This window comes from Vogesella indigofera, from assembly GCF_003633895.1.
Taxonomy (GTDB): domain Bacteria; phylum Pseudomonadota; class Gammaproteobacteria; order Burkholderiales; family Chromobacteriaceae; genus Vogesella; species Vogesella indigofera.
Genome location: NZ_RBID01000016.1, coordinates 239,081 through 257,361, shown reverse-complemented (window position 1 = coordinate 257,361; position 18,281 = coordinate 239,081). Strand labels below are relative to the sequence as shown.

Sequence of the window (18,281 nt, the reverse complement as noted above, 5' to 3'; positions counted from 1 at the left end):
CCGGCCGCGCCCGACCACACCAATACGAGAGTCCAACATGAACCACATCGACCACCACGCCGCCCCCCTGCTCCTCACCCAGCAACAGGTGCGCGACTACCTGCCGACGCTGCCGGTGCGCGCCGCACTGAGCGCGCTGTTCCAGGCACTGGCGCAGCAGCGCGCGGTGCAGCCGGCGCAGACGCTGACCCTGTTCCCGCAAGGCGCCGGCGACGTCATCACCTATCAGGGCGTGCTGGCCGATGCCGGCGTGTTCGGCGCCAAGCTGTCGCCCTATATCGTCACCGACGGCCGCCCGGTGATCAGCGCCTGGACCAGCCTGATGTCGATGCAAACCGGCCAGCCGCTGCTGTTCTGCGATTCCGGCCTGCTGACGGTGGAACGCACCGCCGGCACCAGCGCGCTGGCCATCGACCTGCTGGCGCGGCAAGACAGCCGCCAGCTGACGCTGATCGGCTGCGGCGCACTCGGCCAGGCGCACCTGCGCCACGTGCTGCCGCTGCGCGACTGGCAGCGCATCCGCGTGTACGCGCCGGACCTCGCCAGCAAGCCGGAACTGCAGCAGCAACTGCAGGCGCTGGATGTGCGCATCGAAATCAGCAGCAGCGTCGATGCCGCCTGCGACAACGCCGACGTGATCATGCTGTGCACCTCCTCGGCCAGCCCGGTGCTGGACCCGGCCACGCTCAGCAAACCGGCGCTGATCACCTCGATCAGCACCAACGCCGTCAACGCGCACGAGGTGGCACCGGCCAGCCTCGCCACGATGGACGTGTACTGCGACCACAAGCACAGCACGCCGGACAGCGCCGGCGAGATGGTACTCGCCAGCCAGCAGGGCAGCTGGCAGCGCGACCGCATCGTCGGTGATCTGGCCGATCTGGTCAGCCAGCGCTGCGCGCTGCCGGACTACCAGCGCCCGGTATTCTTCCGCTCCATCGGCATGGGGCTGCAGGACATCGCCATCGCCTGCGCGCTGCTGCAACAGGCCCAGGCCGCGCAATGAGTCCGCGCCGGCACACCGCGGACGGTCTGGCGGCGGCCGGCGGGCGCAAGGCTTGTGCCCTGCCCGCCGCATCAGGCACTATCGCTGTCCCTGCCGTTGCGCACGACCCGACCATGACGCCCACGCCCAGCCCCACGCCGCAGCAATTGCTGCTGTCGCGCTACAGCCACCTCGCCGACAGCATCGCCAAGCTGTTCTTCCCCTATGCCGAAGTGGTGATCCACGATCTGGACAGCCAGCGCGTGCTCTACCTCGCCAACAACCTGTCTCGGCGCGAGATCGGCGACGAATCAGCACTGGAGGAAATCGAGCGCACCATCGGCGAACGCTACGTCGGGCCGTATGAAAAGGTGAACTGGGACGGTCGCAAGATGCGCTGTGTCAGTTCGGTGCTGTTTGACGATGCCGGCGCCGCGCTGGGGGTGATGTGCATCAACTTCAATATCGCGGTGTTCGAGGACATGCACGGCATGCTGGGCATGCTGCTGAAGGGTGCCGGGCTGGTGGAACAACCGGCGGAGCTGTTCCGTGACGACTGGCAGGAGCGCATCAACACCTTCATGCACCGCTGGCTGCAGGAGCGGCAACTGGCGCTCAATACCCTGTCGCGCCAGCACCGCAAGGAACTGGTCGAGGCGCTGTACGCCGAGGGCGCCTTCAACGGCAAGAGCGCCACCCACTACATCGCCAACGTGCTCGGTCTCGGCCGCGCCACGGTGTACAAATACCTGCAGACGCTGAAATAGCCAGCCGCCAATGAAAAAGGTTGGCCGCAGCGATGCGGCCAACCTTTTATTGTCTGCGGCCCGTGCGGGCCGGAGGTTTAGAACCTGTTCAAGGTCTCGCGAGCTAGAGCGAGACAAGGCGAAAACGGCAGAGGAAGCAGAGTTGACATGGAGTCAATGAGCATTCCGAAGGCGTTTTTAACGCCGTATCGCCCCATTGCGATCAAGTCGCAGCAGACATTGAACAGGTTCTTACTGCTTCTGCAGCAGGCGCAGCGTGATCTGCAGCTCGCCGTTGTCACCCTTCACCGTCTGCACGTTCTGCAGGCTCAGATCGGACGGCAGCAGCAGGCTGATGCCATTGCCGACGCCAACCTTGCTCCAGCTCTTTTCCAGCCGCCGCGCCATGCCCTGCGCCGGCAGCCGCACGTCGCTCTCCAGCGCAAAGCCATAATTCTCGGCGGCGCTGTCGAACAGGCGCCCGATCTGCTCCGGCTCGACGTAGCGCTCCGCCATGCTGCCCATTTGCCGCGGCGACACTTCCGGCACCGTCTTGCACAGCGTCATCACCTCGTCCTTGAAGCGCACCTGCGCCAGCGGGTCTTCGATCTCTTCCGAGATCTGCTCCATCACCTCGGCCACCAGCTTGCTGCTGCTGCTGGTATCCGGCACCCGCATCGCCTGCAGGAAATCGTCGAGCCAGAACTTGGCCTCGTGGCCCTGCCGGTCAACCGCGTACAGCAGCGGGCCATTTTCCAGGATCAGCGCGCCCTTGTCGATCAGGCGCGGGTTGATGCCGCTGGCGTGGCTGATGTCGAACACCTCGCCGCTTTCGACGATGGTCAGGAAATCCTCCTGGATTTCCGCCTTGAACACACCCAGCGCGCGCTGCGGGCTGTCCGCCTCGCCCAGGCCGGAGAACAGGATCACCAGCAGGTCGCCGGCGGCGATGTTCGGGTGCTGCGAACGCGCGAACAGGTGCTTGGCGATGCGCTGCGACACCTCCAGCAAATCGACGTCGCCGCGGAAAAACTGCCGCGTGTAGTGATACAGCTCGTTGAGGTTGAGATCGGTCTCGTGGAAGAACTGGTACTTCTTCTTGTCGGAGACGATGCCCTTCAGGTAACCGTCCAGAATCAGCGCCGACACCGCCTCGTCCACGCCGATGGCCTTGTGCGACAGCTGCAACGGCTCGCCGCGCGCCGGATTGCCGACACGGTGTACCACCAAACGCTCTACCCTGGATTCGCTAATCAGCATGCTCGGATCTGTCCTCATTCAATCAAGGCGCGATTATCGCCGCCCTTGCCTCTCGCAACAAGGTTGGCCGCAGCTCAGGCCGCCACCTCGGCCAGCCCGAACTGCAAGGCGGCCAGCCTGGCGTACAGCGGCGAGCGCTGCAGCAGCTCGGCGTGGGTGCCCTCCGCCACGATGCGGCCCTGCTCCAGCACCACGATGCGGTCGGCCTGCTTCACGGTGGCCAGGCGGTGGGCGATGACGATGGTGGTGCGCCCGGCGGCGGCGCGCTCCAGCGCCTGCTGCACCAGCTGTTCCGATTCGGCGTCCAGCGCGCTGGTGGCCTCGTCCAGCAGCAGGATGGGCGGGTTTTTCAGGATGGCGCGCGCAATGGCGATGCGCTGGCGCTGGCCGCCGGACAGGCGCACGCCGCGCTCGCCCAGATAGCTGTGATAGCCCTCCGGCAGGCGCTCGATGAATTCGTGCGCGGCGGCGGCGCGGGCGGCGGCGAACACCTCCTCGTCCGTCGCGTCGGGCCGGCCGTAGCGGATGTTCTCCAGCGCGCTGGCGCCGAAAATCACCGTGTCCTGCAGCACGATGCCGATGTGGCGGCGCAGCGCCTGCGGATTCAGCTGCGCGATATCGGTGCCGTTCAGCGTGATGCGGCCAACCTGCGGATCGTAAAAGCGCAGCAGCAGCTGGAACAGCGTGGTCTTGCCGGCGCCGGACGGCCCGACCAGCGCCACCTGTTCGCCGGGGCGGATGGCGAGGGTGATGCCGGACAGCGACGGCTGCCCGGGGCGTGACGGGTAGGCGAAGCCGACGTCTTGCAATTGAAGGCCGTCGCCCGTTGCCGGCAAGGGCAGCGGCTGCGCCGGCGGCTGTACCGGCGAGCGCTGTGCCAGCAGTGCCATCAGCCGCTCGGTGGCGCCGGCGGCACGCTGCAGGTCACCCCACACCTCGGCCACCGCGCCGATGGCGCCGGCGGTCACCACCGCGTAGAGGATGAACTGCGCCAAGAGGCCGCTGGACATCTCGCCGGCCAGCACCGCGCGTGCGCCCAGCCACAGCACGAACACCACCGCGCCGAACACCAGCATGATCACCACCGCCGTCAGCTGCGAACGGGCGCGGATGCGCGCCAGCGCGGTGTCGAAGCTGAGCGCCACCGAGCCGTCGAAACGCACGGTTTCGCGCGCCTCCTGCGCGAAGGCCTGCACCGTCTGCACCGCGTTCAGCGTCTCGCCGGCCATGGCGCTGGAATCGGCGATGCGGTCCTGGCTGGAGCGCGACAAGGCGCGCACGCGGCGGCCGAAGATCAGGATAGGCAGGATCACCAGCAACAGCGTCACCAGGATGTAGCCGGTCAGGCTGGGGCTGGTCACCGCCAGCATCACCAGCCCGCCCAGCATCAGCAGGATGTTGCGCAGCCCCATCGACAGGCTGGTACCGATCACGGTCTGCACCAGCGTGGTGTCGGTGGTCAGCCGCGACAGCACCTCGCCGGTTTGCAGCGTCTCGAAGTATTCCGGACTCATGCGGATCACGTGGCGGTACACCGCGCTGCGCACGTCGGCGGTGACGCGCTCACCCAGCCACGACACCAGATAGAAACGCAGCGCGGTGAACAGCGCCAGTACCAGCGCCAGCGCCAACAGCGCCAGAAAGTAGCCGTCGACCGCCTCGCGCTGCACGAAGGCGTGGTCGATCAGGTAGCGGAACGCCACCGGCAGCAGCAGCGTGGCCGTGGCCGCCACCAGCAGCGCCAGCGCGGCCAGCAGTGCACGGCCGCGATACGGCCGTAAAAACGGCCACAACCCGGACAGCGGGGTAAGACGTTGCAATAAACCTGGGCTAGCCACGGCAGCACTCCACAATTAGCATACGATGCGTAACAAGTGCCGCAACGGTACGCTTTTTTCAAGAGCGGCACCGCAATTGCCATCCCCATCCGGCGCCGCCTGCCCTGCCGGCGGCCGGCGCCGACCACCACAAGGCCCGTCATGCTGATCAACTGCGTTGCCTACCACAACGGCCAAAAACTCGGCGACATCCCGGTAAACACCATTCCCGAACACCTGGCCAAGCCGGACTGCCTGGTGTGGGTCGCGCTGCAAGACCCGACCCCGGACGAAATCAGCCACTTCGGCCACCAGTTCGCGCTGCACCCGCTGGCGGTGGAGGACGCGCTGCACGGCCACCAGCGCCCGAAGCTGGACGAATACGGCGACACCCTGTTTCTGGTGATGAAGACGCTGGAGCCGGACCGCGAGAACGGCATCCACGTCGGCGAGGTCGACCTGTTCGTTGGCCGCAACTTCCTGCTGTCGATCCGCAACCAGACGCGCAAGGGCTTCCAGGACGTGCGCGCACGCTGCGAGCGCGAGCCGCACCTGCTGGCGCACGGCAGCGGCTTCGTGCTGTACGCGCTGATGGATGCGGTGGTCGACCGCTACCTGGCCGTGATCCACCAGCTGGAAGACGAGCTGGACAGCATCGAAGGCCGGCTGTTTCTCAAGGGTGGCTCGGCGCGGCGCAATATCGCGGCGCTGTACGCGCTCAAGCGCAAATTGATCACCGTCCACCACGCCGCCGCGCCGCTGCACGAGGCCACTGCGCGGCTGTACGGTGGCCGCGTGCCGCCACCGTGCCACGAGCTGCCGGAATATTTCCGTGACGTGGACGATCACTTGTCGCGCATCCTGCATACCGTGGAATCGCAGCGCGACCTGCTGGCCACCGCCATCCAGGTCAATATCGCGATGATCTCGCTGGACGAAAGCAGCATCAGCAAGAAGCTGGCCGCCTACGCCGCGCTGTTCGCGGTGCCGACCATGATCGCCGGCATCTACGGCATGAACTTCGACTACATGCCGGAGCTGCGCACGCCGCTGGGCTACCCGCTGTCACTGCTGAGCATGGTGGTGCTGGATGTGCTGCTGTGGCGCCGCTTCCGCCGCGCCGGCTGGCTGTAGCATTACCCAACTAAAAGTAAAAGATGTTATCGATTATTGGCGCTTTTACCCTCACCCTGACATCAGTACACTCGGATCATCCGCTTAAGCAAAGCGTCCTCATCCGACGCAAGACAACACAGAGAGAAACTTCATGACTGCGCGTATCCAGAGCCACCGCCTGCAAGTTGCGGCCAACCTTTACCACTTCATCGAACAGGAAGCGCTGCCCGGCACCGGCGTCGATGCCGCCGCCTTCTGGCAGGGTTTTGATGCGCTGGTGCACACGCTGGCGCCGAAGAACCGCGCGCTGCTGGCCGAGCGCGACCGCCTGCAAAGCGAGATCGACGCCTGGCACCGCGCCCATCCCGGCCCGATCGCCGACATGGCCGGCTACAAGGCCTTTCTCACCGGCATCGGCTACCTGAAACCGGTACCGGCCGACGCGCAGATCAGCACCAGCAACATCGACAGCGAGATCGCGGAACAGGCCGGCCCGCAGCTGGTGGTGCCGGTGATGAACGCGCGCTATGCGCTGAACGCGGCCAACGCGCGCTGGGGCAGCCTGTACGACGCGCTGTACGGCACCGACGCCATCAGCGAAGACGGCGGCGCCAGCCGTGCCGGCGGCTACAACGCGGTACGCGGCGGCAAGGTGATCGCCTTCGGTCGCGATTTCCTCGACCAGGCGGCAACGCTGGAGAACGGCTCGCACTTTGACGCCACCGCCTATACCGTGGTCGCCGGCCAGCTGCAGGTACAACTGAACGACGGCAGCCGCAGCGGCCTGAAGCAGCCTGGCCAGTTCATCGGCTTCAACGGCGACGCCGCCGCGCCGAGCGCCATCCTGCTGAAACAGAACGGCCTGCACTTCGAAATCCAGATCGACAAGAACAGCGCCATCGGCGCGCAGGACGCAGCCGGCGTCAAGGACATCGTGATGGAGGCCGCGATCAGCACCATCATGGACTGCGAAGACTCCGTCGCCGCCGTCGATGCCGACGACAAGGTGGTCGTTTATCGCAACTGGCTGGGCCTGATGAAGGGCGATCTGGTCGAGGAAGTCAGCAAGGGCGATAAAACCATCACCCGCCGCCTGAATGCCGACCGCCAGTACCAGACGCCGGCTGGCGACACGCTGAGCCTGCACGGCCGCAGCCTGATGTTCATCCGCAACGTCGGCCACCTGATGAGCAACCCGGCCATCCTCGACGGCGACGGCCGCGAGATTCCGGAAGGCATCATGGACGCGGTGGTCACCACCCTGATCGCGCTGCACGACCAGCAGCGCCGCGGCAACTCGCGCGCCGGCTCCATCTACATCGTGAAGCCGAAGATGCACGGCCCGGACGAAGTGGCGTTCGCCAACGAGCTGTTCGGCGCGGTGGAAAGCCTGCTCGGCCTGCCGCAGTACACCGTGAAGCTGGGCATCATGGACGAGGAGCGCCGCACCAGCGTCAACCTCAAGGCCTGCATCGCCGCCGCGCGCCACCGCGTCGCCTTCATCAACACCGGCTTCCTCGACCGTACCGGTGACGAGATGCACACCGCGATGGAAGCCGGCCCGATGATCCGCAAGGGCGACATGAAGACCAGCAAGTGGATCACCGCCTACGAGCGCAGCAATGTGCAGGTCGGCCTCGATTGCGGCCTGCGCGGCCACGCCCAGATCGGCAAGGGCATGTGGGCGATGCCGGACCTGATGGCAGAAATGCTGAAGCAGAAGATCGGCCACCCGAAAGCCGGCGCCAACACCGCCTGGGTGCCGTCGCCCACCGCCGCCGTGCTGCACGCGCTGCACTACCACCAGGTCAACGTGCAACAGGTTCAACAAGGGCTGGAAGGCCAGCAAATCGACGTGCTGGACGAGCTGCTGACCATTCCGGTTGCGGCCAACCCTCAGTGGAGCGCCACCGAAATCCAGCAGGAGCTGGACAACAACGCGCAGGGCATCCTCGGCTACGTGGTGCGCTGGATCGACCAGGGCGTCGGCTGCTCCAAGGTGCCGGACATCCACAACGTCGGCCTGATGGAAGACCGTGCCACGCTGCGCATCTCCAGCCAGCACATTGCCAACTGGCTGCGCCACGGCATCACCAGCGAGGCGCAGGTGATGGAAACGCTCAAGCGCATGGCGGCAGTGGTGGACCAGCAGAACGCCGGCGACCCGCTGTACCAGAACATGGCCGGCAATTTCGAGACATCCGTTGCCTTCAAGGCCGCCTGCGACCTGGTGTTCAAGGGCTGCGCGCAGCCGTCCGGCTACACCGAGCCGCTGCTGCACGCCTGGCGTCTCGTGGCCAAGGCGCAGTAAGCGCCACCGCCCCATCGCCCCGCAAACGCGCCATCACCGATGGCGCGTTTTTTCATGCCGGACACGCCGACGCAACAAGGCCGGCGCCCGCGGCGGCGCGAACTATACTGCACTGTCGCTTATCCGGGAGGACACCATGAAGCAACTGATCATCCTGCTCAGCCTGCTGGCGGCGCCGGCCATGGCGCTGGACATCAACGACGCCAGCTACGACGAGCTGGTGGCCGCCGGTTTCAGCACCGCCGATGCGCAGCGCATCGTCGACGCGCAGCTGAGCACCACCTTTAGCAGCAGCCGTGACCTGCTGGCGATCAAGGGCATCACCCAGGGCGATCTCAACCGCGTGCGCGCATCGCTGACCATCAACGGCAAGCCGGTCACCACCCGTTCCGGCACTGCGCCGGCCATTCCCGGCGTGCGGGCCGCCATCCCGGCCAGCAAGAGCAGCACCGTTGATCTGGGCAGCCCCGGCAGCAAGGGCAAGAGTGGCGGCAGCCAGCGCGGGGGTAACGGCGGTGGCGGCGGTAACGGTGGCGGCAAAGGCAAGGGCAACTGAGCCGGTCCGGGCACTCGCAGTACACCATCCGCCAACGACAACGCGCCATCCGGGGATGGCGCGTTTTTTGGGTTGTGCCCAGGGTTGGCCGCAACGCTGCGGCCAACCCTGGCAACGGCCGCTCAGTAGTAAATCACCTCGCGGCGAGTGCTGAGACAACCGTTGCCCTGCATCTGCGGCGTCAGGTACACGTACACCGACTTGTCGTCGTTGCGCAGGATGGTGGTGCTCTCGTTCAGCGATGCGTGATACTTGAACTCGCCGTAGATTTCCTCGCGCAGCACGGTGCAGGCCTTCGGCCAGTACGCCGTTTCGTTGTATTCCGCCGAACACCGGCCCGATTTGTCCGGGCCGACGCTCATCGACACGTGGCTGTCGCCATCCGAATACTTCTTGGCGATCAGGCTGGAAAACGGCCGGCGGTCGGCGTCTTTGTCATTCCAGATATCGTGCGAGGCATGGCCGCCGTCCTTGACGATAAAACTGGCCACCTTCTTCAGCGGTGCCATGCAGGTCTTGATCTTGGCATCCACGGCATTCTCCACCGGGCTGGGCTCGCCGGCTTGTGCCAGCAGCGGTGCCAGCAAGGCCAGCAGCAGCGTTGAGCGGTATCTCATCTTCTCTCCCCTTGTGCAAAGCACGTGCCGCTCGGCCGCGACGCGTGGCCACACAACATACCATCAGCACCATGCCAGTGAAATGACCTGCGTCAGCCGCCGCGGCCAACCCTAGGGCAGCAGCGGCATCAGGCTCGCCAGCTGCTGGCCGTGCTCGTCCAGCAACAGCAAGTCGCCGCCCTGCCATTGCCAGCGCCTCGCTGATTTCAGCGCGGCAAGGAAGGCCGGCTCGATCTCCTGCGGCTGCGGGCAGGCCTGCCGCGTGCTGGCCAGCTGGCGGAAGCGCAGCTTGGCCGGCGACAGACGGTAACTGCCGCCGAAGCGGTTGCAACCGGCCACGCCGCTCACCCGCTGCGTGGCGGCATCCAGCTCGAAATACGGCCGTGCCACATTGGCGGCGATCGGCTTGCCCGCCAGCGTGCGCAAGTGCCAGCGCTCCTGCTGCAGCCGTTGCAGGGTGGTGTCCGGCACGGCGCCATCGCAGCGCTGGCGCTGGCTGATGCTGCCAAAGCGCTGCGGAATCACGCTCAGCCGGTAGCCGGCCTCGTCGTGGCGTGGTGCCAGCGTCGCCTCCATCCGCACCAGCAGGCGCTCGCCCGGCCGCTGCCGCGTGGCCAGATAGGCGCGCTCCAGCGCGACGTTGTCGCCCTCCGCCACCACCGGCAGGCGCATGCCCAGCTCGCACAGCTCGATGGTGCCGGCATCGGCCATGTACTGGTACAGGCCGCTCAGCTGCAGCCGCGGTTCGATCGGCGCAAACTGGCGCGCGCGGCGCAGCGAATAGTTGAGGCGCGACACGATCAGGCGACCGTCGCTGTCGAGCTTGGTCAGCCGCTTGTTGCGCACCGCAAACAGCAGCGGCGCCTCGTTGGCGGCACTGAGATGCAGCCGGCCATCCTCCATGCGCCAGACGCCCATCTGGTCGTGCTGCAGCGGCTGCGGCTTGCTGCGATAAACCTGGCGCAGGGTGTAATAGCGCTCGTCCCACAGATCCAGCTGCCAGCTGACGCCGGCGCAATCGGCACACGGCAGCTCGCCGCGATAGGTGGCCGGATAGTCGGGCAGCGACTGCGCAGGCGCCGGCAGCGGCGTGAGCGGCAGCAACAGCAGCAGGCCGCGCATGAGTGAGGATTTCAGCAACGCAGACTCCTTGGTGGACAGTAAGGGACAGGCTGGGACCGGCCCGGTGCCGGAGCGTTCCGCAGCGCTGGCCGGCCACGCGCAAACGGCCGGCGGCGGCTGGTAGCGGCGAAATGCGCCGCCATTCGCCAGCGGTACGGAACTTGGCCACCAGTATGCCTTCTAAGTGCGGTGAACAGCATCAGCTGGCCCATTCCCCACCAGCCCCATTCTAGGAGTACACCATGCAACAAACCCTGACCCGTTCGCTGATCCTGCTGGCCGCCATCGCGGCACTGACCGGCTGCGCCGGCATGACCCAGAACCAGCGTAACGCCGCCATCGGCGCTGCCATCGGCGGCGTGGCCGGCTCGGTCCTGACCGGCGGCGACACCCTCGGCACCCTTGGTGGCGCGGCCGTCGGCGGCGTCATCGGCAACGGCGGCATCAAGTAAGCCGCCACGCCGTTACAAGCACCGGGCGCGCACTGCGTGCCCGGCCACAAAACCGCCGTCACGCTGCCGTGACGGCGGTTTTGTTTGTGGCGGCCAACGTTGGCCGCAGACAGCGCCACACCCGACAGCGCGCAGCCGGCAAGCGGCACACAGACACTGCACCGAAAAACCGTTACAGAACAGACCATTAACGACAGCACCGGCACACCAGACCGCCGCATCGGCACATGGTCAGCCGGCGATCAGCGGCTATACTGCGGTATGAGCCGCGACCTCCCGCCGCGACTTCGCCAAGGAGCAGCATCATGGGCAAAATCCGACACAGCACCAAGGAAGCGAAAAAGCAGGCACAGCACACGCCGAAGGAGAAACGCGCCGCCAAGCAGCTGAAGAAACACGCTGGCGACACCCCTCCTCTGCTACCCCCGCACTGAACCCCGCCCGCTTTTACCCCGTCCACCAGTAACGAGCCCCTTACGCTGCCTGGTCACGACTCCCGCGCCAGGCAGCAGCAGGCGAGCCACTCGCCCCTCACCACGTCATGAAGCTCACCCCGACGCCAACAGCGAACGGGCGCTAAACACCTGCACGCCAGCCTGCAAGCGCGAACGCATCGCGCAAACCGCAATCCAGCCTCGCAAACTGACACTGCCCCGGCCGCAGGGCCACGCGGCAGACCGCGCGCGCCCGCGCATGGCGAGCGGCACCATGGTCTAGACTGAAAGCAGCGCCCCCATGGCGCGGAGTCCTGCAATGAGCAAGCTGTGGCAGTTCATCGCCGTGGTCTGGCTGGCCCTGCTGCCTGGCCTGACGGCAGCGGCCACGCCGGCACCGGTCGTCGTCATCCCGCTTAGCGGCGCCATCGGCCCGGCCAGCGCCGACCATGTTGGCCGCAGCCTAGCGCGTGCGCAGCGCGAAGGCGCGCAGCTGGCGGTACTGCAGATGGACACCCCCGGCGGGCTGGACACCTCGATGCGGCAGATCATCAAGGCCATCCTCGCCTCGCCGGTGCCGGTGGCCAGCTTCGTCGCCCCCAGCGGCGCCCGCGCCGCCAGCGCCGGCACCTACATCCTGTACGCCAGCCACATCGCCGCGATGGCCCCCGGCACCAACCTCGGCGCCGCCACCCCGGTGCAGATCGGCATGACCGGCCCGCCGGACAAGGCCGGCAAGCCCGACAGCAGCGCCCCGGCCAGCAGCAACCAGGATGCACTGAGCCGCAAACAGGTGAACGACGCCGCCGCCTACATCCGCGGCCTGGCGCAGCTGCGCGGTCGCAACGTGGAATGGGCCGAGCGCGCGGTGCGCGAGGCCGTCAGCCTGTCGGCCGGCGACGCGCTGGCGCTGCGGGTGGTGGATCTCACCGCGCGCGACATCCCCGACCTGCTGCAGCGGCTGGACGGCCGCAGCGTGCCGATGGCCAGCGGCACACGGGTGCTGCACACCGCCGGCGCCGCAGTCATCACCCTGCCACCGGACTGGCGCAGCCGCTTCCTGGGCGTGATCACCGACCCCAGCGTGGCGATGATCCTGATGCTGCTGGGCATCTACGGCCTGCTGTTCGAATTTTCCAATCCCGGCTTCGTGCTGCCCGGCGTGGTTGGCGCCACCTGCCTGCTGCTGGGGCTGTACGCGCTGCAAATGCTGCCGGTCAACTACGCCGGGCTGGCGCTGGTGCTGCTGGGGCTGGGCTGCATGATCGCCGAGGCCTTCCTGCCCAGCTTCGGCACGCTGGGACTGGGCGGCATCGTCGCCTTCGTCATCGGCGGGGTGATGCTGGTCGATACCGAACAGCCCGGCCTCGGCGTGCCACTGGGGCTGATCGTGGCGCTGGCGGCCATCTCCGGCCTGTTCGTGTTTCTGGTCAGCGGCATGGCGCTCAAGGCCCGCCGCCAGCCACAAGTCGGCGGCGAAGTGGCGCTGATCGGCAGCCACGGCGAAATGCTCGACGATCTGGACAGCGAAGGCTGGGCCAGCATCCGCGGCGAATGCTGGCGCGTGCACAGTGCGACGCCACTGAAACGCGGCCAGCCGGTGCGGGTGACGGCACGGCAAGGGCTGCTACTGGAGGTGACGCCAAGCAGCGACACCGACAAAGGAGAATCACCATGAGTTACGAAATGGGCGGTGGCTTGTTAATACTGATCCTGACACTACTGGTACTGCTGCTGATCGCGTCGTCGTTCCGCATCCTGCGCGAGTACCAGCGCGGCGTGGTGTTCATGCTCGGCCGCTTCTGGCGGGTGAAGGGGCCGGGGCTGGTCCTGCTGATCCCCGGCGTGCAGCAGATGGTGCGCGTCGACCTGCGCACGGTGGTGATGGACGTGCCGTCGCAGGATGTGATCTCGCACGACAACGTGTCGGTGAAGGTCAACGCCGTGCTCTACTTCCGCGTGGTCGATCCGGAACGCGCCATCATCCAAGTCGCCAACTTCCTGGAGGCCACCAGCCAGCTGGCGCAGACCACACTGCGTTCGGTGCTGGGCAAGCACGAACTGGACGAGATGCTGGCCGAGCGCGAACGGCTGAATCTGGACATCCAGAAGGCGCTCGACGTGCAGACCGACGGCTGGGGCATCAAGGTGTCCAATGTCGAGATCAAGCACGTCGACCTCAACGAATCGATGATCCGCGCCATCGCCCGCCAGGCCGAGGCCGAACGTGAACGGCGCGCCAAGATCATCCACGCCGAGGGCGAGCTGCAGGCATCGGAAAAGCTACTGGGCGCGGCGCGCATGCTGGCTCAGCAACCGGAAGCAATGCAACTGCGCTACATGCAAACGCTGACGCAGATCGCCGGCGACAAGAGCTCCACCATCGTGTTCCCGATGGACATCCTGCAGGCGCTGCGCGGCGGCAAAACCCCGCCGGAATGAAGCGAGGCGCGGCGGCGGCAAGCGCTGCCCCATCACGCAGCGACAGCGCGCAACGACCGCGCAGATGCAAAAAGGTTGGCCGCAAGCGTTTTTCGCTTGCGGCCAACCTTCAGGTACAGACCATTACCGCGACTGGCGGCACACGGGCTACTTCAGGGCAGATTCGGCAGCGGCCGGTCATTGCGGTGCAGCACCTCGCTCAGCTTGCAGGCCTCGCACTCGACATACAGCAACTCGCTCTCCTTGCGCAGCCGGGCCTGACGACCACACAAACGGCAGTCCGGCTTGATGCCGGTATTCTCGCCACACGCCAGGCACTTCAGATAGTAGCCATATTTGCCATAGCGAAATTCCAGCTGCTGCGAGGCACACGCCTTGCAATACGTCACATATTCCTTTTGCGGCCCCTCGTCACGCAGCAGCCGTTCCCAGAAGCCGGCCTGGCGCAGTTTGTCGCCGATGTAATCCAGATGACGATACGCCGGCGCCGCGACCGGCGGCGTTGCGGCCGGCTTTAGCGGACTGGCCGACGCGGCCATCACCACCTCGACCAGTGTCGCCGCATACTCGCGAGCCGGTTCCCGCGCCACCGGCGCTTCCGCTACCGGTGCAGGCGCAACTGGCGCCGGCTGCGCCCTGGGCGTATGCATCCGGCTCATGTACTCGCCCAGAATCTTGCGGTACGGCGCCGGAAATGCCACCGCCCCGGCCACCTTGGCGCGAATACGCTCCCCCACCAAGTCGGCCTTGCATACCTCGGCCACCGTCTCGCCCTTGGGGCGATGAACTGACCCTTGCTGGAAATGGCGATCATGAAATCGATAGCCAGCGCATCAATGACCTGCGGCTGCTTGGCCATGCGGCGCAAAAACTTGCGCAAGAACTCCGCCTGCAGCTTGGCCTGCACAATCGGCGACGCCATGCCGGACGAGCGGTCGTCATACCAGCGCAGCCACTCGCCACCCGCCTTCATCTGCAGCTTGCCGGCCACGCTCTTGCTCTCGATGATGGTCAATCCGGCGGGATGAATCAGCACATGGTCCATCTGCGCCGCATCGCCATCCATCTCCAGCCGGATATCGTTCAGCACATACACCTCGCTGTCGTCACCGAAATAGCGGCGCAGATAAAACGCCATCTCTTTTTCAGCCGCGTCACCCGCCGCCTGCTTCCAGTCACGGGCTTCGGTAAAAGTCTTTTCTTTCAGGATCATGGATGAGGTGCAGTTTTTTGGACAGGAAGCCGTATTATAACCTCGTCATGCAGTCATCGTTGCCATGTCGGCAAACACTACAAGCCATCTTGCGGCCAACCTTCGGGGCCAATAAGTATCGAACTGCATTTTATGCAGCTCAATCTGCCGCACCGCGCCATGTCGACTACCATTAAAAGTAAGGAGGCATCATCATGAAATGCTGGACCTACGACACACGCTACGGCCCCTTCGAGATCGTGCCGCTCGATGGCAGCTACCACATCATGCACGAGGGCGAGGCGCTGGCCGCCTACCCGACCCCGGAAGAAGCCGCCAGAGCGCTGGCCGAAGGCCACAGTCCGTGGCCCCCCTTCGGCAACCCGCGCGACCTCGGCATTCCCGCCGATCTGAAGCAATGGCATTGCCGCCTGCTGGCCTGAGCATGGCTGCGGCGTAACCAAGCGCAAAACAACGTTGGCCGCAAACCGATAATGGTTTGCGGCCAACGTTTGCGCATCAACGGTGCGTCGCCCGGCAAGCCGGGTGACGACACCCTACAGGTCTGAAATGGTACGCGGCCAACGTTGAAAAACGCGCGGCAGGCGTTGGGCGACACAACACCGTAGCCTGGATAAGGCGAAGCCGCATCCGGGAACCCGCATCCGTCATTGCCTGTGCCTTCACCCGTGCTCCAACCCCGGATGCGCCTACGGCTTATCCAGGCTACCCACTGCGGCCAACGTTTGAGCATCGACGGTGCGTCGCCCGGCGAGCCGGGTGACGCACCCTACGGGCTTGCGGCCAACCTTTGATTGACGCGGTGAACGTTGGGCTTCGCAAGCTCAGCGCCAACCTACAACTACCGTCACCGCCAAACGGCAGCCAGAATCGACCCGCCACGCCCCCCATCTGCCGCGTCAACACCGGACACCGTCAACCGTCAGCCAAAACCGAACCGGCGCGCCCGTCCCGTTGGGGCAAGCCGTGCAAACTGCCGCCAGCCCGGAAACAAGCCGCCCTCTTTTGAGCGAAGCGTATGGGCGGCGCCGGGATGGCGGCAGTTTGCACGGGAATTCTTGCCCCTTCGGGTCGCCTTTTCTTTGCTTACTTTCTTTTAGGCGAAGCAAAAGAAAGTAAGCCGCCGCCGCGCGGAAAGCGGCAAATAAAAAAATATCCGCGCAGCGGATACCACATTCAAAAACAAGGTTGAGCGCAAACCAGTAACACTCTACAACCAACCTTGGTTTTACACGATGAATGTTGGACTTCATTTCATTCAGCACAACCTACCGTGCTGTAACTCATATGGATTACAGTTCATCTTAAAATACGATACGGAGAACATTAAGCTTCACTTCACTCAATCCAACCTATCGTTTTTGATGCACACCATCATATGCGACAAAAAATCTAAGCATCCGATTAATTTAAGCCACGCCACCCAGAAACAACTAGCAGATTTCTGATAGATTCAGAACATAGATTATCAATCATTAATTCTTCTTTTTCCACCCGCACCCAAAATCTATCTTTAACATCTTGGCACTTTGCAATTTGTCGCTTTGCTTCTGAAACAGATCCAACCTTAGATTTTCCTCGAATTTCAGCATGCGCCCTAGACAGATCCGGCGGCACTGCCCTTGTCACCGTGGCGCCACCATCATTAGCATGTTCATTGAAATCATAAAGAATATCCACATCAGAACAAAGACTATCATCATACTCTGAGAACATATCCTCAACTGCCATATCCTCCGGAAACAAAATGACAAAAAGATAGTCTTTTATCTTGTAAAGCACAAAACCATTCAGCCTCGCCTCAACACACTCCTCACGCAAAATAGATTTAAACTCTCTTGCTCCTTTATCATTATCCAACAAAAAAATAACACGAGATGAAACATCTAAATCTAAAACCCTGAGAGTGTCAACGTATTTCTTTAATTCACTTGACCCAGTCAATCTCTTAGTAACCGGCACACCAGACTTAACTAAAACATCTGCAGTCAAAGCACGAGAGTCTTCAATAATCAAGCTATCTTCAAACTTAGAAGCATTGAAATAAACCTCAAAATTTGGCTCTCCAAGACAGGCGCCAACCCTATCAAAGTCACTTGCATCTAATTCAGACACTTCTTTAGAAAACTCCAACTGACCTTGATTCAACAGACTCCAGCTAATATTATCACCCGACGAAGATGATGCCGCTAATATCAATGGTGAGTGAGTAGTAATAACCATTTGAATAGCACCAAGCCACTCATCTGAAACTAGCAATTTCCCTAGTTTATATGCTATATCTGCGTGCAAAAACGTCTCCGGCTCCTCAATCAACCAAATCGGAAAATGCAAACGACCCCGATGAATAGTTCTATCACTATCTAAAAGATAATGTGTTTGATAAAGAACAGTTGATTGAATTCCATTACCTTGCTCAGAAAGCGAGACCTCCGGAAATGCATCCATCCCTTTAAATTTTATTTCAGAAATGGCAACTATTTCATTAATAGTCTGTGGAAGCTCTACCGTTGCAGTAGATTAAGGCCAAATCTTCCTAAGCTCGCCAGTCAGATTTACAGATAAATCTCGATTTGCCTCTTCCCTCATTTCATTCCACGACTTTTGCAAACCTTCAATGGCCTCAAAGCGTGCAGCGCCTCTACCAAACTTTGAGAGCAACCTTATTTTTAACTTTTCTTGCGCCTCCATCAAAAGCCTATCTGCCTCTTGGGGATGCAAATATGAAACCGAGAATTTTGACAAAAAATTCTCAACACTGTCATTGAGATCAAAATACGACTGCCCACCAAATTCATCATCCAAGCGAGCTTGATAATAAAATTCAACCGTATCACTAACCTCTCGATATATTGCCCTTTTTACAACACTCAAAAGTCCTTGACTATTTTTAGTACTATTTCTTAAATCTTTGATAAATTTCGCATCGCTCCTAATACCTCTCACATCAAAAGACAACTCAATTTCCAGAGAATTTGCACCTGCTTTTCTTGATCTTAATTCAGTTTGATTGAAGTCATTAACATTCATTTCATCGTAATTGAAAAAGCAACGTATCGCCTTCAAAACAACTGACTTACCTGCATTATTTCCACCAATAAAGAAAGTTGCGTCTTTAAGCGAAAAACTCTGCACTTCTCTATAGCATTTGTAATTTTTAAGCGAAATACTCGACAATATTGTCATATTAAATATCCAAAAAAAAGGGGC

18 protein-coding genes are annotated in these 18,281 nt (G+C 62.8%); 10 read left to right on the top strand and 8 right to left on the bottom strand.

Features of this window, described 5'->3' with window-relative positions; genetic code table 11:
- The first annotated feature begins 37 nt into the window (after positions 1-37).
- Both C8E02_RS12995 and C8E02_RS12990 read left to right on the top strand, forming a co-directional pair.
- The gene (locus tag C8E02_RS12995) at positions 38-1,006 is read left to right on the top strand and encodes an ornithine cyclodeaminase family protein (protein WP_120811300.1); all 969 of its coding nucleotides are present in this window, start codon (positions 38-40) and stop codon (positions 1,004-1,006) included.
- 113 nt (positions 1,007-1,119) lie between these two features.
- Positions 1,120-1,752: a helix-turn-helix transcriptional regulator gene (locus C8E02_RS12990; RefSeq protein ID WP_120811298.1), complete on the top strand. Its 633-nt coding sequence runs from the start codon at positions 1,120-1,122 to the stop codon at positions 1,750-1,752.
- A 231-nt stretch (positions 1,753-1,983) separates the two neighbouring features.
- Here C8E02_RS12990 and C8E02_RS12985 read toward each other — a convergent pair whose 3' ends face one another.
- Positions 1,984-2,991: a nucleoid-associated protein gene (locus C8E02_RS12985; protein WP_120811296.1), complete on the bottom strand. Its 1,008-nt coding sequence runs from the start codon at positions 2,989-2,991 to the stop codon at positions 1,984-1,986.
- Positions 2,992-3,065: 74 nt separating this feature from the next.
- Positions 3,066-4,829 (bottom strand): ABC transporter transmembrane domain-containing protein, encoded by a 1,764-nt coding sequence (locus tag C8E02_RS12980; RefSeq protein ID WP_120811294.1) that lies wholly within the window; start codon positions 4,827-4,829, stop codon positions 3,066-3,068.
- Positions 4,830-4,970: 141 nt separating this feature from the next.
- Between C8E02_RS12980 and corA the strand changes: the two genes are divergently transcribed.
- The 3 genes from corA (at position 4,971) to C8E02_RS12965 (ending at position 8,791) form a co-directional block, all read left to right on the top strand.
- Positions 4,971-5,942: a magnesium/cobalt transporter CorA gene (gene corA / locus C8E02_RS12975; RefSeq protein WP_120811292.1), complete on the top strand. Its 972-nt coding sequence runs from the start codon at positions 4,971-4,973 to the stop codon at positions 5,940-5,942.
- 133 nt (positions 5,943-6,075) lie between these two features.
- A complete protein-coding gene (locus tag C8E02_RS12970) occupies positions 6,076-8,235 on the top strand; it encodes a malate synthase G (protein WP_120811290.1) in 2,160 nt (719 codons plus the stop codon).
- A gap of 136 nt (positions 8,236-8,371) precedes the next feature.
- A complete protein-coding gene (locus C8E02_RS12965) occupies positions 8,372-8,791 on the top strand; it encodes a helix-hairpin-helix domain-containing protein (RefSeq protein ID WP_120811288.1) in 420 nt (139 codons plus the stop codon).
- Positions 8,792-8,913: 122 nt separating this feature from the next.
- Here the strand turns inward: C8E02_RS12965 and C8E02_RS12960 are convergent, their stop codons facing one another.
- Positions 8,914-9,408: a hypothetical protein gene (locus C8E02_RS12960; RefSeq protein ID WP_120811286.1), complete on the bottom strand. Its 495-nt coding sequence runs from the start codon at positions 9,406-9,408 to the stop codon at positions 8,914-8,916.
- A gap of 111 nt (positions 9,409-9,519) precedes the next feature.
- Positions 9,520-10,548, bottom strand: a complete 1,029-nt coding sequence (locus C8E02_RS12955; RefSeq protein ID WP_147424499.1) for an META domain-containing protein — start codon at positions 10,546-10,548, stop codon at positions 9,520-9,522.
- Between the two features lie 224 nt (positions 10,549-10,772).
- Between C8E02_RS12955 and C8E02_RS12950 the strand changes: the two genes are divergently transcribed.
- The 4 genes from C8E02_RS12950 to C8E02_RS12940 all read left to right on the top strand — a co-directional run bounded on the left by C8E02_RS12950 (position 10,773) and on the right by C8E02_RS12940 (position 13,858).
- Entirely contained in the window at positions 10,773-10,982 is a 210-nt protein-coding gene (locus C8E02_RS12950; RefSeq protein WP_047966040.1) for a glycine zipper 2TM domain-containing protein, read from the top strand.
- 305 nt (positions 10,983-11,287) lie between these two features.
- The gene (locus tag C8E02_RS17750) at positions 11,288-11,416 is read left to right on the top strand and encodes a hypothetical protein (RefSeq protein ID WP_255348020.1); all 129 of its coding nucleotides are present in this window, start codon (positions 11,288-11,290) and stop codon (positions 11,414-11,416) included.
- Positions 11,417-11,735: 319 nt separating this feature from the next.
- Positions 11,736-13,094, top strand: coding sequence for an NfeD family protein (locus C8E02_RS12945; protein WP_120811282.1), 1,359 nt, complete (start codon positions 11,736-11,738; stop codon positions 13,092-13,094).
- Positions 13,091-13,858, top strand: a complete 768-nt coding sequence (locus C8E02_RS12940; RefSeq protein ID WP_120811280.1) for a slipin family protein — start codon at positions 13,091-13,093, stop codon at positions 13,856-13,858. Before C8E02_RS12945 ends, C8E02_RS12940 begins: the two co-directional genes overlap by 4 nt.
- A gap of 152 nt (positions 13,859-14,010) precedes the next feature.
- Here the strand turns inward: C8E02_RS12940 and C8E02_RS12935 are convergent, their stop codons facing one another.
- Positions 14,011-14,559, bottom strand: coding sequence for a hypothetical protein (locus C8E02_RS12935; RefSeq protein WP_170152162.1), 549 nt, complete (start codon positions 14,557-14,559; stop codon positions 14,011-14,013).
- Positions 14,514-15,071 carry a nuclease-related domain-containing protein gene (locus tag C8E02_RS12930; protein ID WP_120811277.1) on the bottom strand — a complete coding sequence of 186 codons (558 nt, stop codon included), beginning with the start codon at positions 15,069-15,071 and terminating at the stop codon, positions 14,514-14,516. The genes C8E02_RS12935 and C8E02_RS12930 overlap by 46 nt, the downstream gene beginning before the upstream one ends.
- 194 nt (positions 15,072-15,265) lie before the next feature.
- Here C8E02_RS12930 and C8E02_RS12925 point away from each other — a divergent pair, with 194 nt between their 5' ends.
- Positions 15,266-15,493, top strand: coding sequence for a hypothetical protein (locus C8E02_RS12925; protein WP_120811275.1), 228 nt, complete (start codon positions 15,266-15,268; stop codon positions 15,491-15,493).
- Positions 15,494-16,475: 982 nt separating this feature from the next.
- Here the strand turns inward: C8E02_RS12925 and C8E02_RS12920 are convergent.
- Positions 16,476-17,519, bottom strand: a complete 1,044-nt coding sequence (locus C8E02_RS12920) for an AAA family ATPase (RefSeq protein ID WP_120811273.1) — start codon at positions 17,517-17,519, stop codon at positions 16,476-16,478.
- Positions 17,520-17,591: 72 nt separating this feature from the next.
- Entirely contained in the window at positions 17,592-18,257 is a 666-nt protein-coding gene (locus C8E02_RS12915) for an ATP-binding protein (RefSeq protein ID WP_120811271.1), read from the bottom strand.
- Positions 18,258-18,281: the final 24 nt, after the last annotated feature.